Origin of the sequence: Cryobacterium sp. RTC2.1, assembly GCF_035018685.1 — a bacterium.
Classification (GTDB): Bacteria; Actinomycetota; Actinomycetes; order Actinomycetales; family Microbacteriaceae; genus Cryobacterium; species Cryobacterium glucosi.
In genome coordinates, this window is record NZ_JASJXJ010000028.1 from 1 (window position 1) to 18,704 (window position 18,704).

Below are 18,704 nucleotides of genomic sequence, written 5' to 3' on the forward strand. Positions count from 1 at the left end.
CCGCTTCTATGAGCGGAAGCGACCCGGAGTGGGGAATTTCAGTGAGCAGAACTGGGGAATTTCAGTGAGCGCCGTCATGGGAGATGCCGGCGTCGTGTTGGCCGCAGGCATCGCGATTGGCAGCGGCTATTTGTACTGCGGTGCCGCGGGGAGTCCGAAGAATTCTTCGAGTGTGCTGACGCCGTTTGCGTGCATTTCTGTGGCCAAGTCGATCCCTACGAACCGGAAGTGCCATGGCTCATAGGTGTAGCCGGTGATGGGTACTTTGTCAGCCGGGTACCGAAGGAGGAATCCGAACCGCCATGCGTTTGCCGCCAGCCATGAGCCCTGAGTGGTGTCGCCAAAGCAGGCTGCGAGCGAACACTTGGCTGGCAGGGCGCTGATGTCGATGGCGAGTCCTGTCTGGTGTTCGCTCGTGCCGGGCCGTGCCGTGTCGGTATCAGCGGCTGCTTGGCCATTCGCAGAGACATCTTGGTCGTAGACTCCGCGTTGGGTGGCATAGCTGCGGAAGGCGCTTTGGGATTGCATCTTGAGCCCTGTTTCAGCCGTGAAGGCGGCGAACATGGCAACCACTGCGTCAGCTGCCGGCTTCCGGAGTTGCGGTTCCCACACATAAGGCACTCCCACGACGACGAGATCCGGAGGGGTGAAGTCGAGGGGCTTGAACGGTCTCGCCTTATTGACGACGACCCAGATGCTGGTGGGGTCGTCGACTGAGTGCGCGGTCCGGTTGAACGGGGCCCCGGCGTCGGGTGTGGACGCAGACGACGCAGACGGCCCCGTCGAACTCGGGTCCGCCGTGGGAGTTCGCGAGGAATCAGCTGGTGCGCCGCCCGGGTCCACCGAACACGCGTTCAGTGTCAGGACCAGTGCCGACAAGACTGCGACGCCGGCGACTCCTGTGGTCAGTCGCCGCAGCCGACCCCGCGCCCCGCGTGAAGATGACCTTGTCCGCATTCCATTGACCATATTCGGACTGACTGGGAGAAGTATCGTCGGCCTCGAGAACGGACCTGGTTAGGCCGCCGGCTGGTGCACCCAACTCGGATGGAGGTATTCACTCGGGGCCGACGATGGGTTTCGGTCTACTCCCCTGCATCGATGCGCCTGGCGATAAGGCGAAACGCCTCCCACGTGAGCGTGCTATCGGCCGCGACCATCTTCATGAACCCCTCCACCGGCAGGCCAACGTCGACAAGCAACCACTTGGCGCGAACTTCCTCGGCCAACGCATCGATCTCTTCGGTAAGCGTCATTTCTATCTCCTCTTAATAATGGTGAACGTGTGATCTCTGTGTGGCCGCGCCCCTGGCCAGGACGCAGACGGCGAAGGCGAGGACTAGGTTGATCGTCCTGGCCTCGGAACGTGAATGCGTGGCGGTCGATCAACGCTCAGCACCGCCGTGATGAGCGTTGTTAGTAGTTCGCCGCCCATTTGGGCGGTTCAGTCTTCGTCGGTGAGTGGAGGCTGGGAGCTGTGCGCCTGTGCTTCTCTGCGTCGCCAGTCTTCTGGGAGTGCGGCTTCGAGGGCATCGTCGACTGTGATGATGCCGAGGATATGCCCGTCTTCATCCACTACCGGCAGGGTGAGGAGGTTGAAGTCCGCCATCCGAGTTGTGACGTCGATGATGTCGTCTTCGGGGGCTGCGTGGACTGGTTCGGGGTCGACTACTTCCCTCAGCATGAGTTGAGCGTCGGCCTGGAGGGCGCGGATGATGCTGATCGCTCCGGTTAGCCGCTCGTTGCTGTCGAGGGTGTAGATGGTTGTGAGTGCTTCGGGTTGTTCGGTGGTGGAGGTCCGGATGATGTCAAGGGCGTCCCGTATGGTGGCGGTTTCGGACAGGGCGAGGTACTCCACACCCATGAGTCCTCCTGCCGTTGCATTGTGATAACCCAAGAGTGTGAGGACTTTGGTGCGATGAGGTTCGGGGAGGAGTGAAAGCACATCCTGGCGCCTCTCCTGGGGCAGGTCGGTAATCGCGTCAGCGGCGTCGTCGGCACGCATACGGGACAGGACCGAGGCGACATCCGCGGTGCTTTTGGACTTGAGGAGTTGGGACAGACTGTCTTCTTCGAGTTCTTCGAAAACGTCCGCTTCGAATTCTGGGTCTGCGTGGACCTGGGCGAGGAGCTCATCCTGTTCCTTTGCGTCTGCTGTTTCAATGATGTCTGCCATCTGAGCGGCCTTCAGCCGGCGGAGCTTCCCGAATGACGTGCGAACGAGTACGGAGGGTTGGTGTCCGATCAGGGCTTCGAAGGAGCGCCAGTCCCGCACAGGATGATTGCCCTTGTCGCGGCGTGGGGACCACCAGTGCGACTGGTGGACGTTGAGCCCGGTGACGACCCAGACGCCCGGGGCCGGGCTGAGATACACGTCGTGGGCCGGGACTAGGCGGGTGATGTACACATCGTGGGCGCGGACCAGGGAGGCGAGGTCCACGTCGATGAGCCGGTGGCCGAGGACATCCGCGTTCAAGAGTACTTCTCCTGGCCGGCGTTCGAAGGCCCGGACGTCGAGACGGGCGCTGGCAAGCTGGACGTTATCGGGCGCGAGGTCCTGGACGTCGGCGATGGGGACAAATACCGTTTCGGAGCCGACCCGGACCACCAGCGCGGTCAGGAGCGGATAATCGTCCCCGCGGAGTCGGACAATGACGTCAGAGAGTCTGCCGAGGGCTTTGCCTTGACCGTCAACGACGGTGTGCCGGAGCAACTGCGAGAGGCCGACCTCGGAATCGGTCATACCGCGGATCGTCGTGTTCACTGTGGGTCTTCTTTCCCGATCGTTGCTTGGGTTCTTGGCGGACTTGAGGATGTTGACTTGAGCGTAAGACTCATTTGCTCAGTGGCCGAGAGCGAGTTGAACTACCCGCACGACGACCAACGCCATCGCCAGGAGCAGGTACGTGCGCAAGACGGCAAGGCCGACGCGCCGGCCCGAAGAGAGCTCGGGTCTGGATAGAAGGGCCAAGGGTGGCATCCGCCAGCGCAACCGCTGAGCGTGCTCCATCTTCGGGACGGGCTCCCGAGCCGGGCGTCGGCGGCGCACCACACCCACGATCAGACCGGTGACCAGGCCGAGGAAAGTGCCCCCACCGAGGATCCACAGGATCGTACCGGCCGTGATATCCGGGAACAACACGCTGGCCGTGAGGACGATGGAAAGCATGACCAGGATGGCGACCACCACCGAGGTGAACAGGTTCAGCCACTTGCCGTTGACCCAGGGTCCGAGGACTTCCTTGTCGTTGCAGAGCAAAAGAAGAAAGACTGTGGCGGAGGGCAACAGCACTCCGGCGAGGGTTTGCACGCCGACGGTCAAGAGTCCGAGCGGGCTACCGGGGATGAGGACGACGGTGGCAGCGATCACGAGGAGGCCCGCGAACACGGCGTAGAACCCTTTGGCCTCCCACGGTTTGCGGTGCAGGGAATGCTTCAATCCCAACACGTCGCCCAGGGCGTATGACGTCGAGAGGCCGACGGCAGCCGCCCCGATGATCGATGCGTCGATCAGCGCGATCGCGAACATGATTCCCACGCCCGGCCCTACATACTTACCGAGGCCCTCTGCCACTCCCAAAGCGTCGGTGAAGTTGCCGAATTCTGGTCGCCCCGTGAACGTCGCAGAGGTGAAGCCGATGATCGCCGCCGCACCCACGATGACCATCAAAATCCCGATCCACAGGTCGACCTTTTCATAGTTCATGAAGCGCGGGGTGATGCGCTTGTCGATGACGTACGACTGTTGGAAGAACAACTGCCACGGGGCGACGGTCGTCCCGACGATTCCGATGATCAGCAGCATCACTGTCGAGAGTTGTGAACCCGCGGGCATTCCCGGTATGACGAAGTTCCTGGCCATCTCGCCCAGATCCGGGCGAGAGAGCACGAAAATGGGAATCAGAAGCAGTGACCCAGCAACCAGGAACAGGCTGACGCGTTCGAATCTCTTGAAGGACCCTGTACTCACGGCGCCCAGAACAAGCAGGGCTGCGACGATGACGCCGGGGACCTGAGGGATGCCCAGGTATTGGAGCCCCAGACTGATCCCGATGAATTCGGTGACGATCGTGAGCGCGTTCAGGATGAACAGGTCGATGACGCTGAACGCACCCCAGAACTTTCCGAACCGTTCCAGGATCAACCGGGCATGGCCTACCCCGGTCACCACACCCAGCCGCAACACCATCTCCTGATTCACGTACAGAACCGGAACGAGCAGGAGCAAGGTCCATAAGAGTGAGGTGCCGTAGTTTTGCCCGGCCTCGGTGTAGGTCCCGAAGGCACCGGCGTCGTTATCTCCCACCATCACGATGAGGCCGGGGCCGAGGATCGCAAGCAGGGTGCGGAGCTTGGCCGGGAACCCTCGGCGAGGCGCATCATCGCCCAAACGGATTGTGCCCATGGCGCCCTCGATATCGCCGAGATGCGCAGAGTCGAGTACAGCAGATATGGGCCCCGTCGGGGTGGGGCCCGGCTCAGGGCTGGTGACGCTTTCGTTGGTGTTCGTCATCGTGTGCGGCTTTCTGCGCAGGGAGCGAGTGTGTGCAAGCGTAGGGAATCCGGGGTATCGCCGGAAGGGTGCGGGCCCATAGGGCGCGGCCGGGGGAGGAACGGGTGTCTATCGAGCCAGTGCGGGCAGGGGGAGACAGGGTCTATGGCTCTCGCTCATCGACTCACTCCCTCCACTTCGTTCAGCGCGCTCGAAGAGTCCGACCTGACCGGCCGTGGTGACCTCTTCTCATAAGACCTTTGGCACTTTGCGGCGTTAACCCGGGAGTCGGGAGCCAATCGGGGCAATCCCTTGTTCCGGGAAAACCTGTCCTGACCCGGGGCGTCTCTAGACGTTGGGGGTCGCTGGCTTGTATCCGCAAAGGAGCCTCAGCTAACAAGTGGCGCCTTGCGAGAGTCACGTTACGCGGAGAATTTACTGCTCCGCAAGCAAGGTGTGGCTACGCTCAGACCCGCAGCAAACCGACCGTGAGTCCGCCGCCCACTGGCGGATGACGATGCCATGACTATTGGAGAATTCCCGGGATCCAACACGTGATAGGTGATGCTGGCCTTCCTAGATTGCCCGGCTGCATGGTGTTTGACTGTGGTCAGCCTGCACAACCATCGCCTCGATGCCGAGGGCCGCACCATGGTGCAGCATCCCATAGTGGAAGGAGCGCGAGGAGGATGAGTGAATTCGGTGTACTGATTCTGTTGGGATTTGGGGACACGATCGAATCTGTCCCTGCTAAAAACGACGAAGCCATCGATAGGTCGGGCCGAACCAACGTGGACGATTCGGCCGTCATTCTGGCGCGACGCGCTGCGGATCTGCTGGCGGCGGCGAAGGTCAATCCCGATGTCGTGTTCACGCCGCCGCGAACAAACAGTATTCGGTTCGTCAATACGCTCCTATGTGAATTGCACAAGCTCCCGCGCACGGTTATCTCAGATCGTCGCCTCGACGTAGAGGCTGCCTGGCCACATGCTCGAGCGACCACCCGACATGCTCACGGTTATCCGGAGGGCTGGCTCAGCCGGACCGAGAGGCCCCCGGACCCCAGTGATGCCGCAGAACACGTGGCGACTGGGCGGGAAGGTGACGTTCGAGTCTCAGGCACGGAGGTAGTCGTCCCGAATACCGTCGCGATAGCGGTGATGTCTGATTTCTACTCCGAGCGTGTCGTTTCCTTTCTCCTCGTCCACCAGACGGTCCTGATTATCGCGAGCCCCGCGTCGATCCGGGGCCTTCGCGCCACACTGAGCGGAAACGCAGCAGAGCTCGGCGACGAACTTTCCGCCGGTCAACCCCTTGCCTACTCATTCGACCGGCAGCTGCGGCCGACCGATCCTGAGGGCAGTAATGTCTGAAACTTCGGGCCGCGACTCGTGACCGGGACCCGGGAACAACGGAGAGACTCGAACACGGATCTGAGCGGGACTTCAGCCTGCACGGCCTCCATCCAGCGCCCATCCAGCAGGGTCTGCGTAGGCTCCGCTCAGAGCGGATTTCAGCTCGCCAGTCGTAGATCAGCGCTTGGGAAATGGTGAGGGCGATGCACAACCCGAAATTGCGGGCCCACGCGCGTTCGGCTGGGGTGCCGGTCCGACACGGGCGACTCGCCCGCCGCAGCCCGTGGCGATCCGTCGCCACGATCCTGGCGTTCACAACCGGTGTGCTGGTTGTCAGCGGGGGAGCGGTCGCAGGAGTGGCCGCCTGGGATGTCGCCGGCAGCGTGAAGCCCGGTGTGCATCTTGCCCACATGGCGGACACCTCGGGCAGTACGCAGGCCCCGGCTGCGGACGTGGCCGCGATCACCGGGGGTGTCAACCTGCTCCTGACGGGCACGGATACCCGCACCGGGCAGGGCGGCGCATACTCGACGAATGCAGAGCTGGCCGCGAGTGCCGGAGCGGGCAACAACGACGTCACGATGCTGCTGCACATCGCGCAGGACCACCACAGCATGAGCGTGATCAGCTTCCCTCGGGACCTGATGGTAGCCGTCCCTGCCTGCCCCCAGGCCGACGGGTCGACCGCCTCCGCGTCAAGCCGGGTGATGCTGAACACGACGCTCGCGCGCGGCGGACTCTCCTGCGTCGTGGTCACGATCGAGAAGCTCACGGGTCTCCAGATCCCGTTCGCCGCGCAGATCAGTTTCGATGGCGTCACGGCCATGTCCAACGCCGTTGGCGGTGTCACTGTGTGTGTCGCGTCCCCGATCAATGACCTCTACACGAATCCACCGCTGCATCTAGCAGCGGGCCAACAGACCATTGTGGGCGAGGAGGCGCTGTCGTTCCTCCGTAGCCGGCATGGCGTCGGCGACGGCAGTGATCTCGGCCGGATCAGCAACCAGCAGGTCTTCATGGCTGCCCTGGCCCGGAAGGTGGAAAGCGGCGGGGTGCTCGGGAACCCGGTCATGCTGTATTCCCTGGCCAAAGCCGCGACGGGCAATATGGTCTTGTCTGACACGCTGACGAACCCGACGACGCTGGTCCAGATCGCACTCGCCCTCAAGGACACGGGCCTGGCCAACATGGTCTTCCTCCAATACCCGACCGTCGCCGACCCTCAGGACGTGAACCGGGTGATCCCGCAATCGACCGGGGCCAAGATCGTCAACGCCGCCCTCGTCGCCGATCAGCCGATCGTCCTCAGCGGGTTGCCCGGCCGGGCGGCAGTCATCGACGAATCGGCGACTGCCACAGCGATTCCGACGCCAGCGCCGAGCTCGTCGACCACTGCGACAGCGTCACCGCCCCGAGCCACCCCGTCACCTACGACCACGCCTGCAGGAGCAGTGCTTCCGTCCACAGTCACCGGGCAGACCGCGGCCGAACAGACGTGCAGCAAGGGGAACTGACGCAGCTGAAGGCGTCGACTTGACCGAAACACGCGTAGCCCGGAATTGCGCTTTGAGATTGCCCGAGTTAACATCGGGGTTCCCGGGGGATGTGCAAGTCGGTGCACCTTGTCAGGTTCGATTTCCTGAATCCTCCACTTCGTCCACTTTCTCAACCGCGAACTCAAGTGAGGGACAGGCGTCGTTCTGGGAGCTGGTTCGCTTCTAGGCGAATCTTCCCCGAGGCTTCTTGTCGCCGGTTCGAGACAGCAGCATTGGCGATCGGAATTCGCGCGGACTTACACTTCAGATTGTGACAGTTGTGACGGAACCCTCGAGGCGACACGAACACCGTTGGCCTGTTCTGGCCGCTGTGATGGTGAGCCTCATCCTTTACCTACTCATCCCTGAGAAGGTCCAGCTTGTACCACGGTGGGTGATTCCCTCACTGGGCGTGCTCCTGGTCATCCCCCTCACGATTCTGAACCCGCGCCGCCTCTCCAGGGAGACCACGTGGTCGCGTTGGTTGTCAATCGGGCTGGCCTCTCTGCTGACGTTGGCGAACCAGGTGACCGTCGTCTTTACTGTGTATGAACTTCTCTACGGGCATGTGAGCGGCCCGGATGTCCTGCTCACCGCCGCGCAAGTGTGGATAACGAATGTGCTGGCTTTTTCCCTGGTGTACTGGGAGCTGGATCGCTCGGGCCCCGTGGCTCGCCGGGACCCGCTCCTCTGGTCGACGGCGACAGTTGACTTCCGTTTCCCGCAACAGGATGGAGCCCCAGGAGGCGAGAATTGGCGCCCCGGCTATTTTGACTACGCCTACCTCTCACTGAATAACATGATGGCCTTCAGCCCCACTGACGTGATGCCCCTCACGGTTCGGGCCAAGGCGTTGATGGGGTATCAAGCTCTCACGGGCTTCGTCCTGCTCGCACTGGTGATCTCCCGCGCCGTGAACATCCTCAGCTGACACGCGATCAGCCCCAGCCGTAGCTATGCTCTTGTCGTCCTGAACCACAGCAAGGCGAGTGAGCGTGGAGCGGTCATCGCCCGATCACGATGCGAGCAGGCTGGGTGTTCGGGTTGCATTGCGAGCGAAGGAGAGCACCACGCCAATCCCGATGAGAGTCGTCAACAGGGCGGTGCCGCCGGCGGAGATCAGCGGCAAGGGGACTCCGAGGACCGGGATGAAGCCCAGCACAACTCCCATGTTGACGAGCGCCTGCCCGACGACCCAGACCATCACGGCGGCCGTTGTCACTCGAACCTGGAGGTGCGGGGTGGCGCTCATGATCCGGAGGAACGCAATCGCGAGGACAATGAACAACAGGAGCACGACGATGGCGCCGATTAGGCCGAGTTCTTCACCGATGATGGCGTAGATGTAATCATTGTCGGCGGCAGGCAACCAGGACCACTTGGCTTTGGAGTTACCGAGACCCACACCGAAGATCCCGCCATCGGCCATGGCCCACGTGCCATGGAGAGGCTGCCAGCACGCGGCCGAGATGGTCTTGGAGCTGCTGTCGCAGCCTGTCCCGAAGAACGCCAGAACCCGCGTCAGCCGGTTGCTGCTCGCTGCTGCTGCGGCGACCGCGCCCACCGCCCCGACCCCCAGCGGGATCGCGAGCATCCGCATCCGCACCCCGGCGAAGACCAGGGAGCCGAACAAGATGCCGCCCAGGATGACCGTTGTTCCCAGGTCGCCGCGGATCATCACGAGTAATACGGCGGCACCGCCGACGCCGAAGACTGGAATGAGCACGTGGCGCCAGTCGTGGAGTTGGTCCTGCTTTTGCGCGAGAATCGTGCCCAACCAGATGACTAGGGCGACCTTTATGGCTTCCGAGGGTTGGAATTGGAAACTGCCCACCGACAACCAGTTCGTATTTCCGGCCACAGTCACGCCCAATGGTGTGAAGACGAGGCATTGCACCAGGCACGTCGCGATCAGGGCTGGCCAGGCAATGCGTTGCCAGAATTTCATTGGTGCTCGGCTCACAATCAGCATCAGCGGGATGCCGACGATCGCGATGAAGCCTTGATGGATGAGAACGCCGAAGAACCCGCCATTGCTCACATATGAATCGACTGACGATGAGGACAACACCATAGCGAGGCCGAAGAAGACAAGAAAGAGCGTCACGCCCAACAGTAGAAAGTAATCAGCAGATGGTGTGCGCAGCATCCGTCCCACGCGGATCCTTGTGGCCGCTACGGTCCCCTGCCCGTCGCGGGCAGGCTCTGATGGCGTATCGAGCGTGCGTAGACGAGAAGGAGTGTCCATAGGTCTCACGTGTCCGTACCGGGGGTCTGCCGGGACGGCCGGCGCGAAATGCTCCGGATCCCGGGGAGTTCTGAAAGCTAGAGGACAACTCATTGGCGGTGCCTTGGGCTGTCCCGTCGGGTCAACGCGGCCAATGAGTCATTGAACGACAGGATGAAGGCGCCGCGAGCGACGATAAAGGTGTTGCGGCATGAGCAAGTTTCTGATCACCAGTCGAGCATTCCAGACACCTTGGGAAGGGAGCGGCACCGAATCCTGAAAAGCTTCTGAGGGCTGGACCGGTGTCTCGTGCAGTTTCACAGGTTGGTGTCGACGACGAATGGGGCTTCGCTTTCCGAGGCCGCGATCAAATCCGGTCCGCAGCGATAACAGGCCTGGGTAACCACATGGGCGGCTGAATCTATCGGCCGCCCTCAGCGGCATATCAGGGTGCGATGCTTTGAATACCGAGGCGTGGGGCCAGAAGGTCGAACGCCTTCGTGAGTCCTCCGAGGAGCGCCCCGACGGTGTGGCCTTCGCCGGGGACTTCGTAATAGCTGGTCGCCATGCCGGCGTCCAGGGCAACGGTACTCAATTCCTTCTGGGGCGGTCCGATCACGGAGTCATCCGCCCCGACAGTGAACACGGCATCGGTATCGGGGTAGGACGTTGACGACATCACGGTCGCTGGTTTCGTCGCATCGTAGGCGGCTTGGTCTCCGCCGAAGACATCGGCGAGAACCGTGGGCTCGGATTCCGTTCCCGCGAAGGTCGTCCCGGACGCGCTGATCACGTTTCCCCAGACATCCGGGAACCGGGCAGCCAAGGAGATGGCGCACTGGCCGCCATTGGAGAACCCCGCAACGGTCCACTCGACGCGGTTGCGCAGGATGCGCAGGTTTGCACGCGCCCAATTCACGACATCCTGCTCAATGTAGGTCTGCACGTTGCCGTGTGCGGGTGTGTCCAGACAGAGGGAATCAACGCTCGGGTCGCCGAGCTGATCCGCGACGACGACGATGGGGGCCTGACCGTTATGGGTAAGCGCGAACGTGTCGAGGACGGACCCGATGTAAGAAGCATCCGGGTATCCGGGCTGGCCCATCATCATCAGCACGAACGGTAGGGCCGGGGCGTTAGCGAGCTGAGCGGCCGGCGGCTGGTAAACCTCCGCGTCTCGAGCGGTGAAGCCGGATGCCGTCGCCGGGATGTGCACCGTCTCCACGGTCCCGGTGATCGGCAGGGCGGATGCCGCCAGTGAACTATCGGGGGTGGGCTGCGGAGCCGGACCCGTGGCAGAGGCAGAGCGGTCCAGGAGGACGAAGCCCCCTACTCCGAGGACCGCGACGATCAGAGCGGCACTCGGGATACGGATCCTGTTGCGTCTTGCATTTATTCTCACTGTTTGTGTCTCTGTCCTATGCCACGGTCGCGCTACCGGTTGGCGTTACTTGAGTGCGGCTCTGATGGTCTTCGCGTCGGTCTGCGCCTGCTTGAGTGCGGCGCGAGCCGTGGTCGCGGATGCCTTGAAGGCTTTCATGACGTCGTGGTTGGCGGCGTACTGCTCCGGTGTGACGGCGAGCGATCCGGCGGCCAGTCCGGATACGGCGCCGGTGGCTTTGCCGATCTGGGCAGCCATGTCCGTGAGATCTGCTTGTAGCGCCTCGGTGGACTTGGATGCGTCCTTTCCTGAGAGGAGGCCCGAGAGCCGTGTCTGTTCGGCGGCAAGATTCGCTGTCGTCTTGGAGGTCACAGTGTCCGCAAACGTCACGAACACCGACTGCGGAAGTGCGACCGAAGAGACCCGATAGGTAGTGAAGATGTCGGCGTAGTCGATTTTAGCCTGAGCGAGGTCGGAGTCCGCGGCGATTTTCGACGCGAGGGTGTTCATGCCGCCGAGGTCGCTGGTGAGATTCCCTAGGAGGGCAGCCTTGTCGGAGCTGACAAGTGAGGTGTTGGCCGTGACTTTTGCGATCGCTGCGTTCAAGGAGGCGATTCGTTTCCCGGTCGCGGCGGCGGCGGACGCCTGCACACTCGTGAGGGTGCGCGGTGTTTTCGAGTGAACGGTAGCGGAGGACGGGGCTGGAGCGGGCGTCGAATCGGCGAACGCCGGTGTGGCGCCCAGCGCCGCGAGTGCGGTGAGGGCCGCGGCGCCGAGAATAGCGGGTCGAATAGTTCGATTCATTGGAAACACTCCCAGGCTCGGTCATTGATGTCGACGAGACTTCGACATGATCAACACTGCCTGGGCCCTGTTCGAGATGTGTGAGATCAATGTTCGGGTTTGGTAAGGCCGACGCTCAAACCGGGCGTGCCATGAGAGCAGATCCATCGCCGCGGGGGTTAATGGACCTTGTGACTGACGACAGGGGACTCGTGCTGGTCGTCGAGGACGATCCGGCCATCGCGGATATCGAGCGCCTTTTTCTGGTGCGATCCGGGTTCACGGTGCATCTGGAGACCGACGGTCGAGGCGGACTCGATCGCGTCCGGAGCCTTCGCCCGGCGGCAGTGCTCCTGGATGTCGGCTTGCCCGTCCTGGACGGGATTGAAGTCTGCCGCGCCATGAGGGATTCCGGAGACTGGACTCCTGTGCTGTTCGTCACGGCCAGAGATGACGAAATCGATCGCGTGCTGGGCATGGAGCTCGGGGCCGACGACTACGTGACCAAGCCCTTCTCGCCTCGTGAGTTGGTGGCGCGGGTCAAGAGCATCATCCGGCGCTCGTCCGGCCTCGGCGGCGCCGCCCTGCTTCGGGTTGGCGACGTGGTCCTCGACCCTGGTGCCCGGACCGTCCGGCGCGGGAACGCGCCGGTCACGTTGACGGCGACGGAATTTGATCTTCTTGCGCAGCTGATGGCTCGACCCGGACGCGTGTATTCGAGGGAGGAACTCCTCGCGGTCGTGTGGGGAATCGCCGACTACAGTGCGAGCCGTACTGTTGATGTGCACATCGCCCAGGTGCGCGGAAAGCTCGGCCCGACCTGTCCGATCCGAACTGTACGCGGCATCGGGTACTGCGTCACCGGTCAGGCCGACTGAATGTCACTTCGACGGTGGGTCCGCTCCCTGGGCGGCCGGATCATGCTCGTCACGGTGGGCGTCGCTTGTGTGGCCGTGCTGATCACCACGGTGGTCTCGTTACAACTGCTCACCGTGCTTGTGACCGGTCAAGCGCAGTCGGCGTTGGCCGCTCAGACGAGTGCGCTCAGCCACCAGCCGCTCGCCTCGCTGCGCGCGCTCATGCAGGACGACAAAATCCTCGGCTCGCACGGAGAGCGATTCCTGCTCATCGGTCCAGATGGCAAAGCACAGGGTGCGGTGGGCGCCGAGGTCAAGAGAACGATGATTGGCGTTCTGGGCTCTGATCGCTCCGCCTCGACAACGGTGCAAGTCGGCGGCGATACTTACGTCGTCGAAGGCCGTCCCCGCCCGGGCGGCGGAGGGCTCGTCGGCTTCCTGCGCGTCGCTGACGTCACCGAATCGAGTAGCCTCATCGCCGGACGTATTCTGATCGCAGTCGCGATCGGCCTGGTTGCCGCCATCGTGGCGGGCGTGTTCCTGTCGCGCAGGCTTGCCCGTCCGCTCCAGGCCATGGCTCGAGATGCTCGTCGGCTGGCTGGCGGCGAACGTGGCCTCGTCGTTGTGTCCCATGGGATCCCCGAGATCGATGACGTCTCGACCGCCCTGACCGCCTTGGATCGAGCGCTCGGGACGAGCGAGGGCCGTCAGCGGGAGTTTCTGCTTTCGGTTTCGCACGAGATCCGTACCCCCCTGACTGCGATCCGCGGCTATGCGGAGGCGCTTGCGGACGGCGTCATCCCCGAGACTGATGGTTCTGCTGTCGGAGTGATCCTGGTGGCTGAAGCGAAGCGGTTAGACCGGTTTGTCAGCGATCTCCTCGAACTGGCGCGATTGGAGGCTGACGATTTCACCCTGGAGTTGCGGTCGACCGACGCGACGGCGGTGTTGTACGAGGTCGAGCGAGCATGGCGCGGTCAGTGCGCTCAATTGGGAGTCAGTCTTCAAGTGAACAGCTCTGCGGGCGATCCAGTCCCGATCCTGACTGATCCGATGCGCCTGCGACAGATCGTGGATGGACTGGTCGAGAACGCACTCCGTGCAACTTCCTCGGGGGGAGTGGTAGTCCTCACTGCGAAACGTGTTGGGGATGACACCGTCCGGATCGAGGTTCGAGACAGTGGACCGGGGCTCACGGACGCTGACGCGGCCGTCGCGTTCGAGCGGGGGATCCTGCGGGCGCGCTACAGGGACCTGCGTCCGGTGAATACGGGCCTCGGACTCTCGATCGCAGCGCAACTGGTCGGCCGTCTCGGCGGAACCATCTTCGTGCGGTCGTCAATCCGAAATGGTACCTGCTTCGCCGTCGACCTCACCTCGGCTGGTGCCTCATAGCTCACCAGGATGAGGCCAGAGGCTACGGATTCGCAGCCAAGCCGGCAGGACCCTTGGGTTAGCCGGGCGGATCGTGAATGGAGGCGCGAGAGTTCGGCAGTACGTCGCATCGATAGCGTCTGCCCAACGTCGCAAGCGTGGACAAGGAACGGTCGTGGCAACAAAATGGCAACACTTGTGAAAAAACCACGTGATTCGAGGCCGCTCGGATGATCCAACTTCCGCGTAATTACGCGGATCGTGAGCGCAGAACAGCCCGAATGATTGCACGGGCAGAGTTCAAATGCCACCGTCTCCGCACTGTAAGGCCCCCGAGATCCGCGTAATTACGCGGAAGTCCGGGGGTCTTTTTCATTGCCCGGATTAGTCGGGGTCGGATTCGGGAGTACGGCCACTGGCGGCACCGTCCCGGAGCTGGGCCCAGTGGCGAAGCCGTGCGGAAATGGCTCGCTCATATCCCTCGGCGGAGGGTTCGTAGAAGGTCTGTCGGGGTATGCCCTCTGGGAAGAAGTTCGCGCCTGAGAACCCGTTCTCGGTGTCCGGGTCGTACTGATAGCCCTCGCCGTACCCGAGATCTTTCATGAGGCGGGTTGGGGCATTGAGGATGTGCGCGGGCGGCATCAGCGATCCGGTCCGCTTCGCGGCGGCGCGGGCCTTGTTGAATCCGCGATACACGCCGATCGACTTCGGCGCGGTTGCCAGGTAGATGACGGCCTGCGCGAGTGCGAGTTCTCCCTCTGGTGAACCGAGGCGGTCATAGACGTCCCAGGCGGCGAGGGCCTGTTGAACGGCGTTCGGGTCAGCCATGCCGATGTCCTCGGTGGCGAATCGGGTGATGCGGCGGGCGATGAACAGGGGGTCTTCACCGCCGTCGAGCATCCGTGCCAACCAGTACAGGGCTGCGTCTGGGTCGGAGCCGCGCATCGACTTGTGGAGAGCGGAGATGAGGTTGTAGTGGCCTTCCTGCGCTTTGTCGTATAGCGGTGCCCGTCTCTGCACGGCGGCCGCGAGGGCTGCCGGGTCGACGGGTGCGGGCAGGGCGTGTACCTGCTCGATCATGTTCAGCAGGTACCGGCCGTCACCGTCCGCCATCGCGATCAAAGCCTGACGCGCCTCATCGGTCAGCGGTAGCGGCTGACCGATGAGCGTTTCGGCTCGGGTGATGAGGGTGCTGAGTGCAACGTCGTCGAGGCGCTTCAGAACGAAGACCTGGGTGCGGGAGAGCAGTGCTCCGTTGAGTTCGAAGCTGGGGTTCTCCGTGGTCGCGCCAACGAGGATGACGGTACCATCTTCGACGTAGGGAAGGAACGAGTCCTGCTGGGCGCGGTTGAAGCGGTGGATCTCGTCGACGAACAGCAGCGTGCCTTGACCGACCTCGCGCCGGCGCCGCGCTGCTTGAAACACTTTTCGAAGGTCGGCGACGCCGGCGAAGGTGGCAGAAAGGGGTTCGAACGCGAGGTTGGTCTGCTCGGCGAGAAGCCGCGCGATCGTGGTCTTGCCGCACCCGGGTGGCCCCCAGAGCACCATCGACATGAGTCTCTGTGCGTTGACCATTCGCCCGATCGGTGCGTCCGCCCCAAGAACATGGCCCTGCCCGATGACGTCGTTCAGGGTGCGCGGCCGGAGCCGATCAGCCAGCGGCCGTGACTCGTCGTCGATGTCGAAGAGAGACGGTGCCTCGCTCACGACTGCCGCTTGTCAAAATAGTGACCGCTCGTGATCGTGCCGACGCTAGGGGTGTGCTGCTGCAGCTGCCCGCGCGAGAGCGTCACAGTCCGCTCCGGTGGCCGAACAGTTCGGGATCGACCGGGCGTTTTGCGCGTGGCAGATTCTCGACCACGAGGAGGTAGGACTCGGTGACGAGATCGTCGATGAGAGACTCGTGCAGGTCTCCGCCTGGATTCAAGGTGATCCAGTGCTGCTTGTTCATGTGGTAGCCCGGCGTGATGTCCTTGCGCTGCTGGCGGAGAGCTCGGCTGTCTTCCGGGTCCGCCTTGACGATCACGATCGATTCACCAGTAATTTCGGTGATCAGCATGAAGACCTTTCCACGGACTTTGAATACCTCCCAGTCGGGTCCGAAGGGGTGCTCGAGCTCTGCGCCGGGAAGCTCCCCGACGCGCTCTCGGGCGCGTTGCTGGAGTGTGTCACCCTGCATGTCGTCCTCCTGGGGTCACTGCCCGTTTCTGGGCTTTCTGGATCTGCGTACAATGGTACATACTTTGTCTGACATCAAGGGGGTCGCGTGAGGAAGGGCAAGCCGAATGACCCGGAGCGCCGAACCCGGATCCTTCGGGCAGCACTGGAGGTCATCGCGTCAGAAGGCGTGCACGCGGCGTCATATCGACGCATCGCCGAGCAGGCCGGCGTGCCGCTCGGGTCCACGACGTACTATTTCGCCGACCTGGAGACGTTGATCGTCAGCGCGTTCGAGACCTTGAGAGACGGACTCGAACCGCGATACGCGGCCCCGATGCGCGACGCCCGTCTCGACACTGATGTCGTTGACGCGCTCGTGGCCGCCACGTGCGGGTCGACAGCTCCAACGCTCACGGACATCCGCTTGTATGAGGAGATGCACCTCTACGGCGCGCGCAGTCCCCGGGTTGCGGAAGTCCTCCGCGACCTCCAAGAGGAGTCCCTCATGGTTCTTCGCCGCTCTCTGCCTGATGGCACGGCCCGTGCTGTCGACGCCCTCATGTGGGGGTGGTGGAGCTACCGGGCACTCCACCCCGGCGATCCTCTCGATCAGGGCATGGTGCGCAGCGCCTATCGAGCTCTGGTCGATATAGCCGTCACCCGCATGGAGCGCGGCGACCGGCGAGGAGTAGCCGAGAGTACCCCCGGCGTCTAACGGCGGGGGTGCACCGTGAGAACGGTCTTTCCGACAGCCCGTCGTTCATCCAGGGCGGCGACCGCTTCGGCGGCCTCCTCGAATGCCACCACCTCGTGGATCACCGGGGCGAGCGCGCCTCGAGCGACGACCGGTGCCAGGCGTTCCCATTGGGCCGTAAGCGAGACGGAGCAGGTCGGCATCAGTCCCTCCCACGCGACGCCGATGATAGTCGTGTTGTTCAGGAGCAGGCGGTTCACCTTCACGGTGGGGATGCTGCCGCCCGTGAAACCGAGAACGAGGAACCGCCCGCGGGTCGCCAGCGCACGCAGCGAGTCAGTGAACCGTTCGCCACCGACAGGATCGAGCACCATGTCCACCCCGCGGCCGTTCGTGATTCTGCGAGTCTCGCTCAGGAAGTCGTGAGGCCGGATGACGTGGTCTGCCCCGACGTCTCGCGCCAGTTGCGCCTTTTCCGGCGTGGAGACGACGGCGATGACCTCGGCGCCGCGCAGCTTCGCCTGTTGGGTGAGTGCGACTCCGAGACCGCCCGCGGCGCCATGGATGAGCACCGTCTCGCCCGCACGGAGATTGCCGCGTTCCCCCAGGGCGAATTCTGCGCTCAGGACGTTGATGGGCATGGCCGCCGCCGCGATGAAGTCGATCTCATCCGGAAGGGGCAGGACGCGATCCGCAGGCGTGACCACAAAGTCTGCGAACGCGCCAGAACCGGCAACGCCGAGAACGCGGTCGCCGGCCGTGAATCCCGAGTCGGCATCGGCGTCGACGACGATCCCGGAGAACTCGCTCCCAATTGTGAACGGAACCGGGACGCGCAGCTGGTACTCGCCCCGAGATTGCAGCACATCCGGGTAGGCGATCCCTGCGGCATGAACCTCTACGAGCACTTCGCCTCGTGCGCGGACGGGAATCGGGATCGTGTGTGTTTCGAGTAGCCGGGGTCCACCGTGTGTGGTGTTCCGCACTGCCCGCATTGTCGTCGCACGTGAGTTCATACGTTCAATCATGCCGACAAGTGACTTTGCGTCGGCCGCCAGACCTGGGATCTTCCGCGCGCCAACAGAGCCCGGGGCGAAAGTCATCCCTGGAGCGGCACGGCGCCAGCGGTGACAGCCCCGAGAATTCAGGCGCCAGATTGGTGAATCAGCGCGATCCACCTGCGTCGACTCGACGCAGTTGCGTACCCACGATCAGAAAGAAGGCCCCGAGTCCGCCGGCGAAGGCGCTGACCCCGTAGGCGAGCACGGACGTCAGCAGCGAGGTGCGCAGCGATGCCCCTGTTGAAAGCGCCGCGCTCTGTTTGCGCAGCTCGACTGCCTCGTCGCTGGTCGCGTCAAGGCCTCTCAGGGCCGCACTGATATCGGCGAATGTGCGCCCACCCGCTCCGCGCTCAGCATTGTTCTTGATGACGAGCGCCTCGACGTAGGCCGTCACCGGCCCCTGCACCGTCTTGCCCGCGAGAATGGGCGCGTTGCCGGGTACTGTGATCTTTTCATCGCGCAGCTGCTTCGTGACCGTGAGCCACGCACCTGCTCCGACGGCGACGAAAAGCGAACCGGCCGCAATGGTAAGACCTGCGGTGCGGCGAAGGGCGATTGCAGTGGGCAACGACGACATCGATCATCCTTTCGTGAAGCGGAACACTCGAGTGTCACACAGTTCTGCATGCCGACTCCAGATGAAACTCGCTTGTGACGTGAGATCCGATTGCACCGAGCCCGCCGCCCGTCCCTGCTGCGTTCTGGTTGAACCGGTTGGCGTTAGACGGTCGCCGAACACGGCCATAGGCTGGTAAGCGGTCCGCCTCGCTGAACTGCGGGAGTCG

General features: G+C 63.2%; 17 protein-coding genes and 1 riboswitch. Of the genes, 6 read left to right on the plus strand and 11 right to left on the minus strand.

Annotation, left to right across the window (positions count from 1 at the left end; translation table 11 throughout):
- Window positions 1-126: 126 nt before the first annotated feature.
- The 4 genes from QN357_RS05720 to QN357_RS05735 form a co-directional block, all read right to left on the minus strand.
- Window positions 127-969 carry a M15 family metallopeptidase gene (locus tag QN357_RS05720; protein WP_323504651.1) on the minus strand — a complete coding sequence of 281 codons (843 nt, stop codon included), beginning with the start codon at window positions 967-969 and terminating at the stop codon, window positions 127-129.
- Window positions 970-1,085: 116 nt separating this feature from the next.
- Window positions 1,086-1,256 (minus strand): hypothetical protein, encoded by a 171-nt coding sequence (locus QN357_RS05725; protein WP_323504652.1) that lies wholly within the window; start codon window positions 1,254-1,256, stop codon window positions 1,086-1,088.
- A 188-nt stretch (window positions 1,257-1,444) separates the two neighbouring features.
- Window positions 1,445-2,764, minus strand: a complete 1,320-nt coding sequence (locus tag QN357_RS05730; protein ID WP_323504653.1) for a magnesium transporter MgtE N-terminal domain-containing protein — start codon at window positions 2,762-2,764, stop codon at window positions 1,445-1,447.
- A 78-nt stretch (window positions 2,765-2,842) separates the two neighbouring features.
- On the minus strand, window positions 2,843-4,513 hold the full coding sequence (locus tag QN357_RS05735; protein ID WP_323504654.1) for an Nramp family divalent metal transporter: 1,671 nt from the start codon (window positions 4,511-4,513) through the stop codon (window positions 2,843-2,845).
- 217 nt (window positions 4,514-4,730) lie between these two features.
- Window positions 4,731-4,900: riboswitch (M-box (ykoK) riboswitch) on the minus strand.
- 281 nt (window positions 4,901-5,181) lie between these two features.
- Here QN357_RS05735 and QN357_RS05740 point away from each other — a divergent pair.
- The 3 genes from QN357_RS05740 to QN357_RS05750 all read left to right on the plus strand — a co-directional run bounded on the left by QN357_RS05740 (window position 5,182) and on the right by QN357_RS05750 (window position 8,313).
- Complete coding sequence (locus tag QN357_RS05740; RefSeq protein ID WP_323504655.1) at window positions 5,182-5,865, plus strand: hypothetical protein; 684 nt, start codon at window positions 5,182-5,184, stop codon at window positions 5,863-5,865.
- Between the two features lie 227 nt (window positions 5,866-6,092).
- Window positions 6,093-7,361: an LCP family protein gene (locus tag QN357_RS05745; protein WP_323504656.1), complete on the plus strand. Its 1,269-nt coding sequence runs from the start codon at window positions 6,093-6,095 to the stop codon at window positions 7,359-7,361.
- 355 nt (window positions 7,362-7,716) lie between these two features.
- Entirely contained in the window at window positions 7,717-8,313 is a 597-nt protein-coding gene (locus QN357_RS05750; protein WP_323504657.1) for a hypothetical protein, read from the plus strand.
- Window positions 8,314-8,397: 84 nt separating this feature from the next.
- Here the strand turns inward: QN357_RS05750 and ftsW are convergent, their stop codons facing one another.
- The 3 genes from ftsW to QN357_RS05765 form a co-directional block, all read right to left on the minus strand.
- Window positions 8,398-9,531 (minus strand): putative lipid II flippase FtsW, encoded by a 1,134-nt coding sequence (gene ftsW, locus QN357_RS05755; protein WP_323504669.1) that lies wholly within the window; start codon window positions 9,529-9,531, stop codon window positions 8,398-8,400.
- A 523-nt stretch (window positions 9,532-10,054) separates the two neighbouring features.
- Window positions 10,055-11,011, minus strand: a complete 957-nt coding sequence (locus QN357_RS05760; RefSeq protein WP_323504658.1) for an alpha/beta hydrolase — start codon at window positions 11,009-11,011, stop codon at window positions 10,055-10,057.
- 45 nt (window positions 11,012-11,056) lie between these two features.
- Window positions 11,057-11,794 carry a hypothetical protein gene (locus QN357_RS05765; protein ID WP_323504659.1) on the minus strand — a complete coding sequence of 246 codons (738 nt, stop codon included), beginning with the start codon at window positions 11,792-11,794 and terminating at the stop codon, window positions 11,057-11,059.
- Window positions 11,795-11,955: 161 nt separating this feature from the next.
- Here QN357_RS05765 and QN357_RS05770 point away from each other — a divergent pair, with 161 nt between their 5' ends.
- Complete coding sequence (locus QN357_RS05770; protein ID WP_416347607.1) at window positions 11,956-12,651, plus strand: response regulator transcription factor; 696 nt, start codon at window positions 11,956-11,958, stop codon at window positions 12,649-12,651.
- A gap of 42 nt (window positions 12,652-12,693) precedes the next feature.
- Complete coding sequence (locus QN357_RS05775) at window positions 12,694-14,025, plus strand: HAMP domain-containing sensor histidine kinase (RefSeq protein WP_323504661.1); 1,332 nt, start codon at window positions 12,694-12,696, stop codon at window positions 14,023-14,025.
- A 363-nt stretch (window positions 14,026-14,388) separates the two neighbouring features.
- Here the strand turns inward: QN357_RS05775 and QN357_RS05780 are convergent, their stop codons facing one another.
- Complete coding sequence (locus tag QN357_RS05780) at window positions 14,389-15,711, minus strand: replication-associated recombination protein A (RefSeq protein WP_134562118.1); 1,323 nt, start codon at window positions 15,709-15,711, stop codon at window positions 14,389-14,391.
- 82 nt (window positions 15,712-15,793) lie between these two features.
- Entirely contained in the window at window positions 15,794-16,183 is a 390-nt protein-coding gene (locus tag QN357_RS05785; RefSeq protein WP_323504662.1) for an MmcQ/YjbR family DNA-binding protein, read from the minus strand.
- Window positions 16,184-16,270: 87 nt separating this feature from the next.
- On the opposite strand from QN357_RS05785, the gene QN357_RS05790 reads away from it, so the two are divergent.
- Window positions 16,271-16,879 (plus strand): TetR/AcrR family transcriptional regulator, encoded by a 609-nt coding sequence (locus tag QN357_RS05790; protein WP_323504663.1) that lies wholly within the window; start codon window positions 16,271-16,273, stop codon window positions 16,877-16,879.
- Here QN357_RS05790 and QN357_RS05795 read toward each other — a convergent pair.
- Both QN357_RS05795 and QN357_RS05800 read right to left on the minus strand, forming a co-directional pair.
- The gene (locus tag QN357_RS05795) at window positions 16,876-17,766 is read right to left on the minus strand and encodes an NADPH:quinone oxidoreductase family protein (protein WP_323504664.1); all 891 of its coding nucleotides are present in this window, start codon (window positions 17,764-17,766) and stop codon (window positions 16,876-16,878) included. The two genes, QN357_RS05790 and QN357_RS05795, sit on opposite strands and share 4 nt — an antisense overlap.
- Before the next feature lie 256 nt (window positions 17,767-18,022).
- Window positions 18,023-18,496: an aromatic ring-opening dioxygenase LigA gene (locus QN357_RS05800; protein ID WP_134558333.1), complete on the minus strand. Its 474-nt coding sequence runs from the start codon at window positions 18,494-18,496 to the stop codon at window positions 18,023-18,025.
- Window positions 18,497-18,704: the final 208 nt, after the last annotated feature.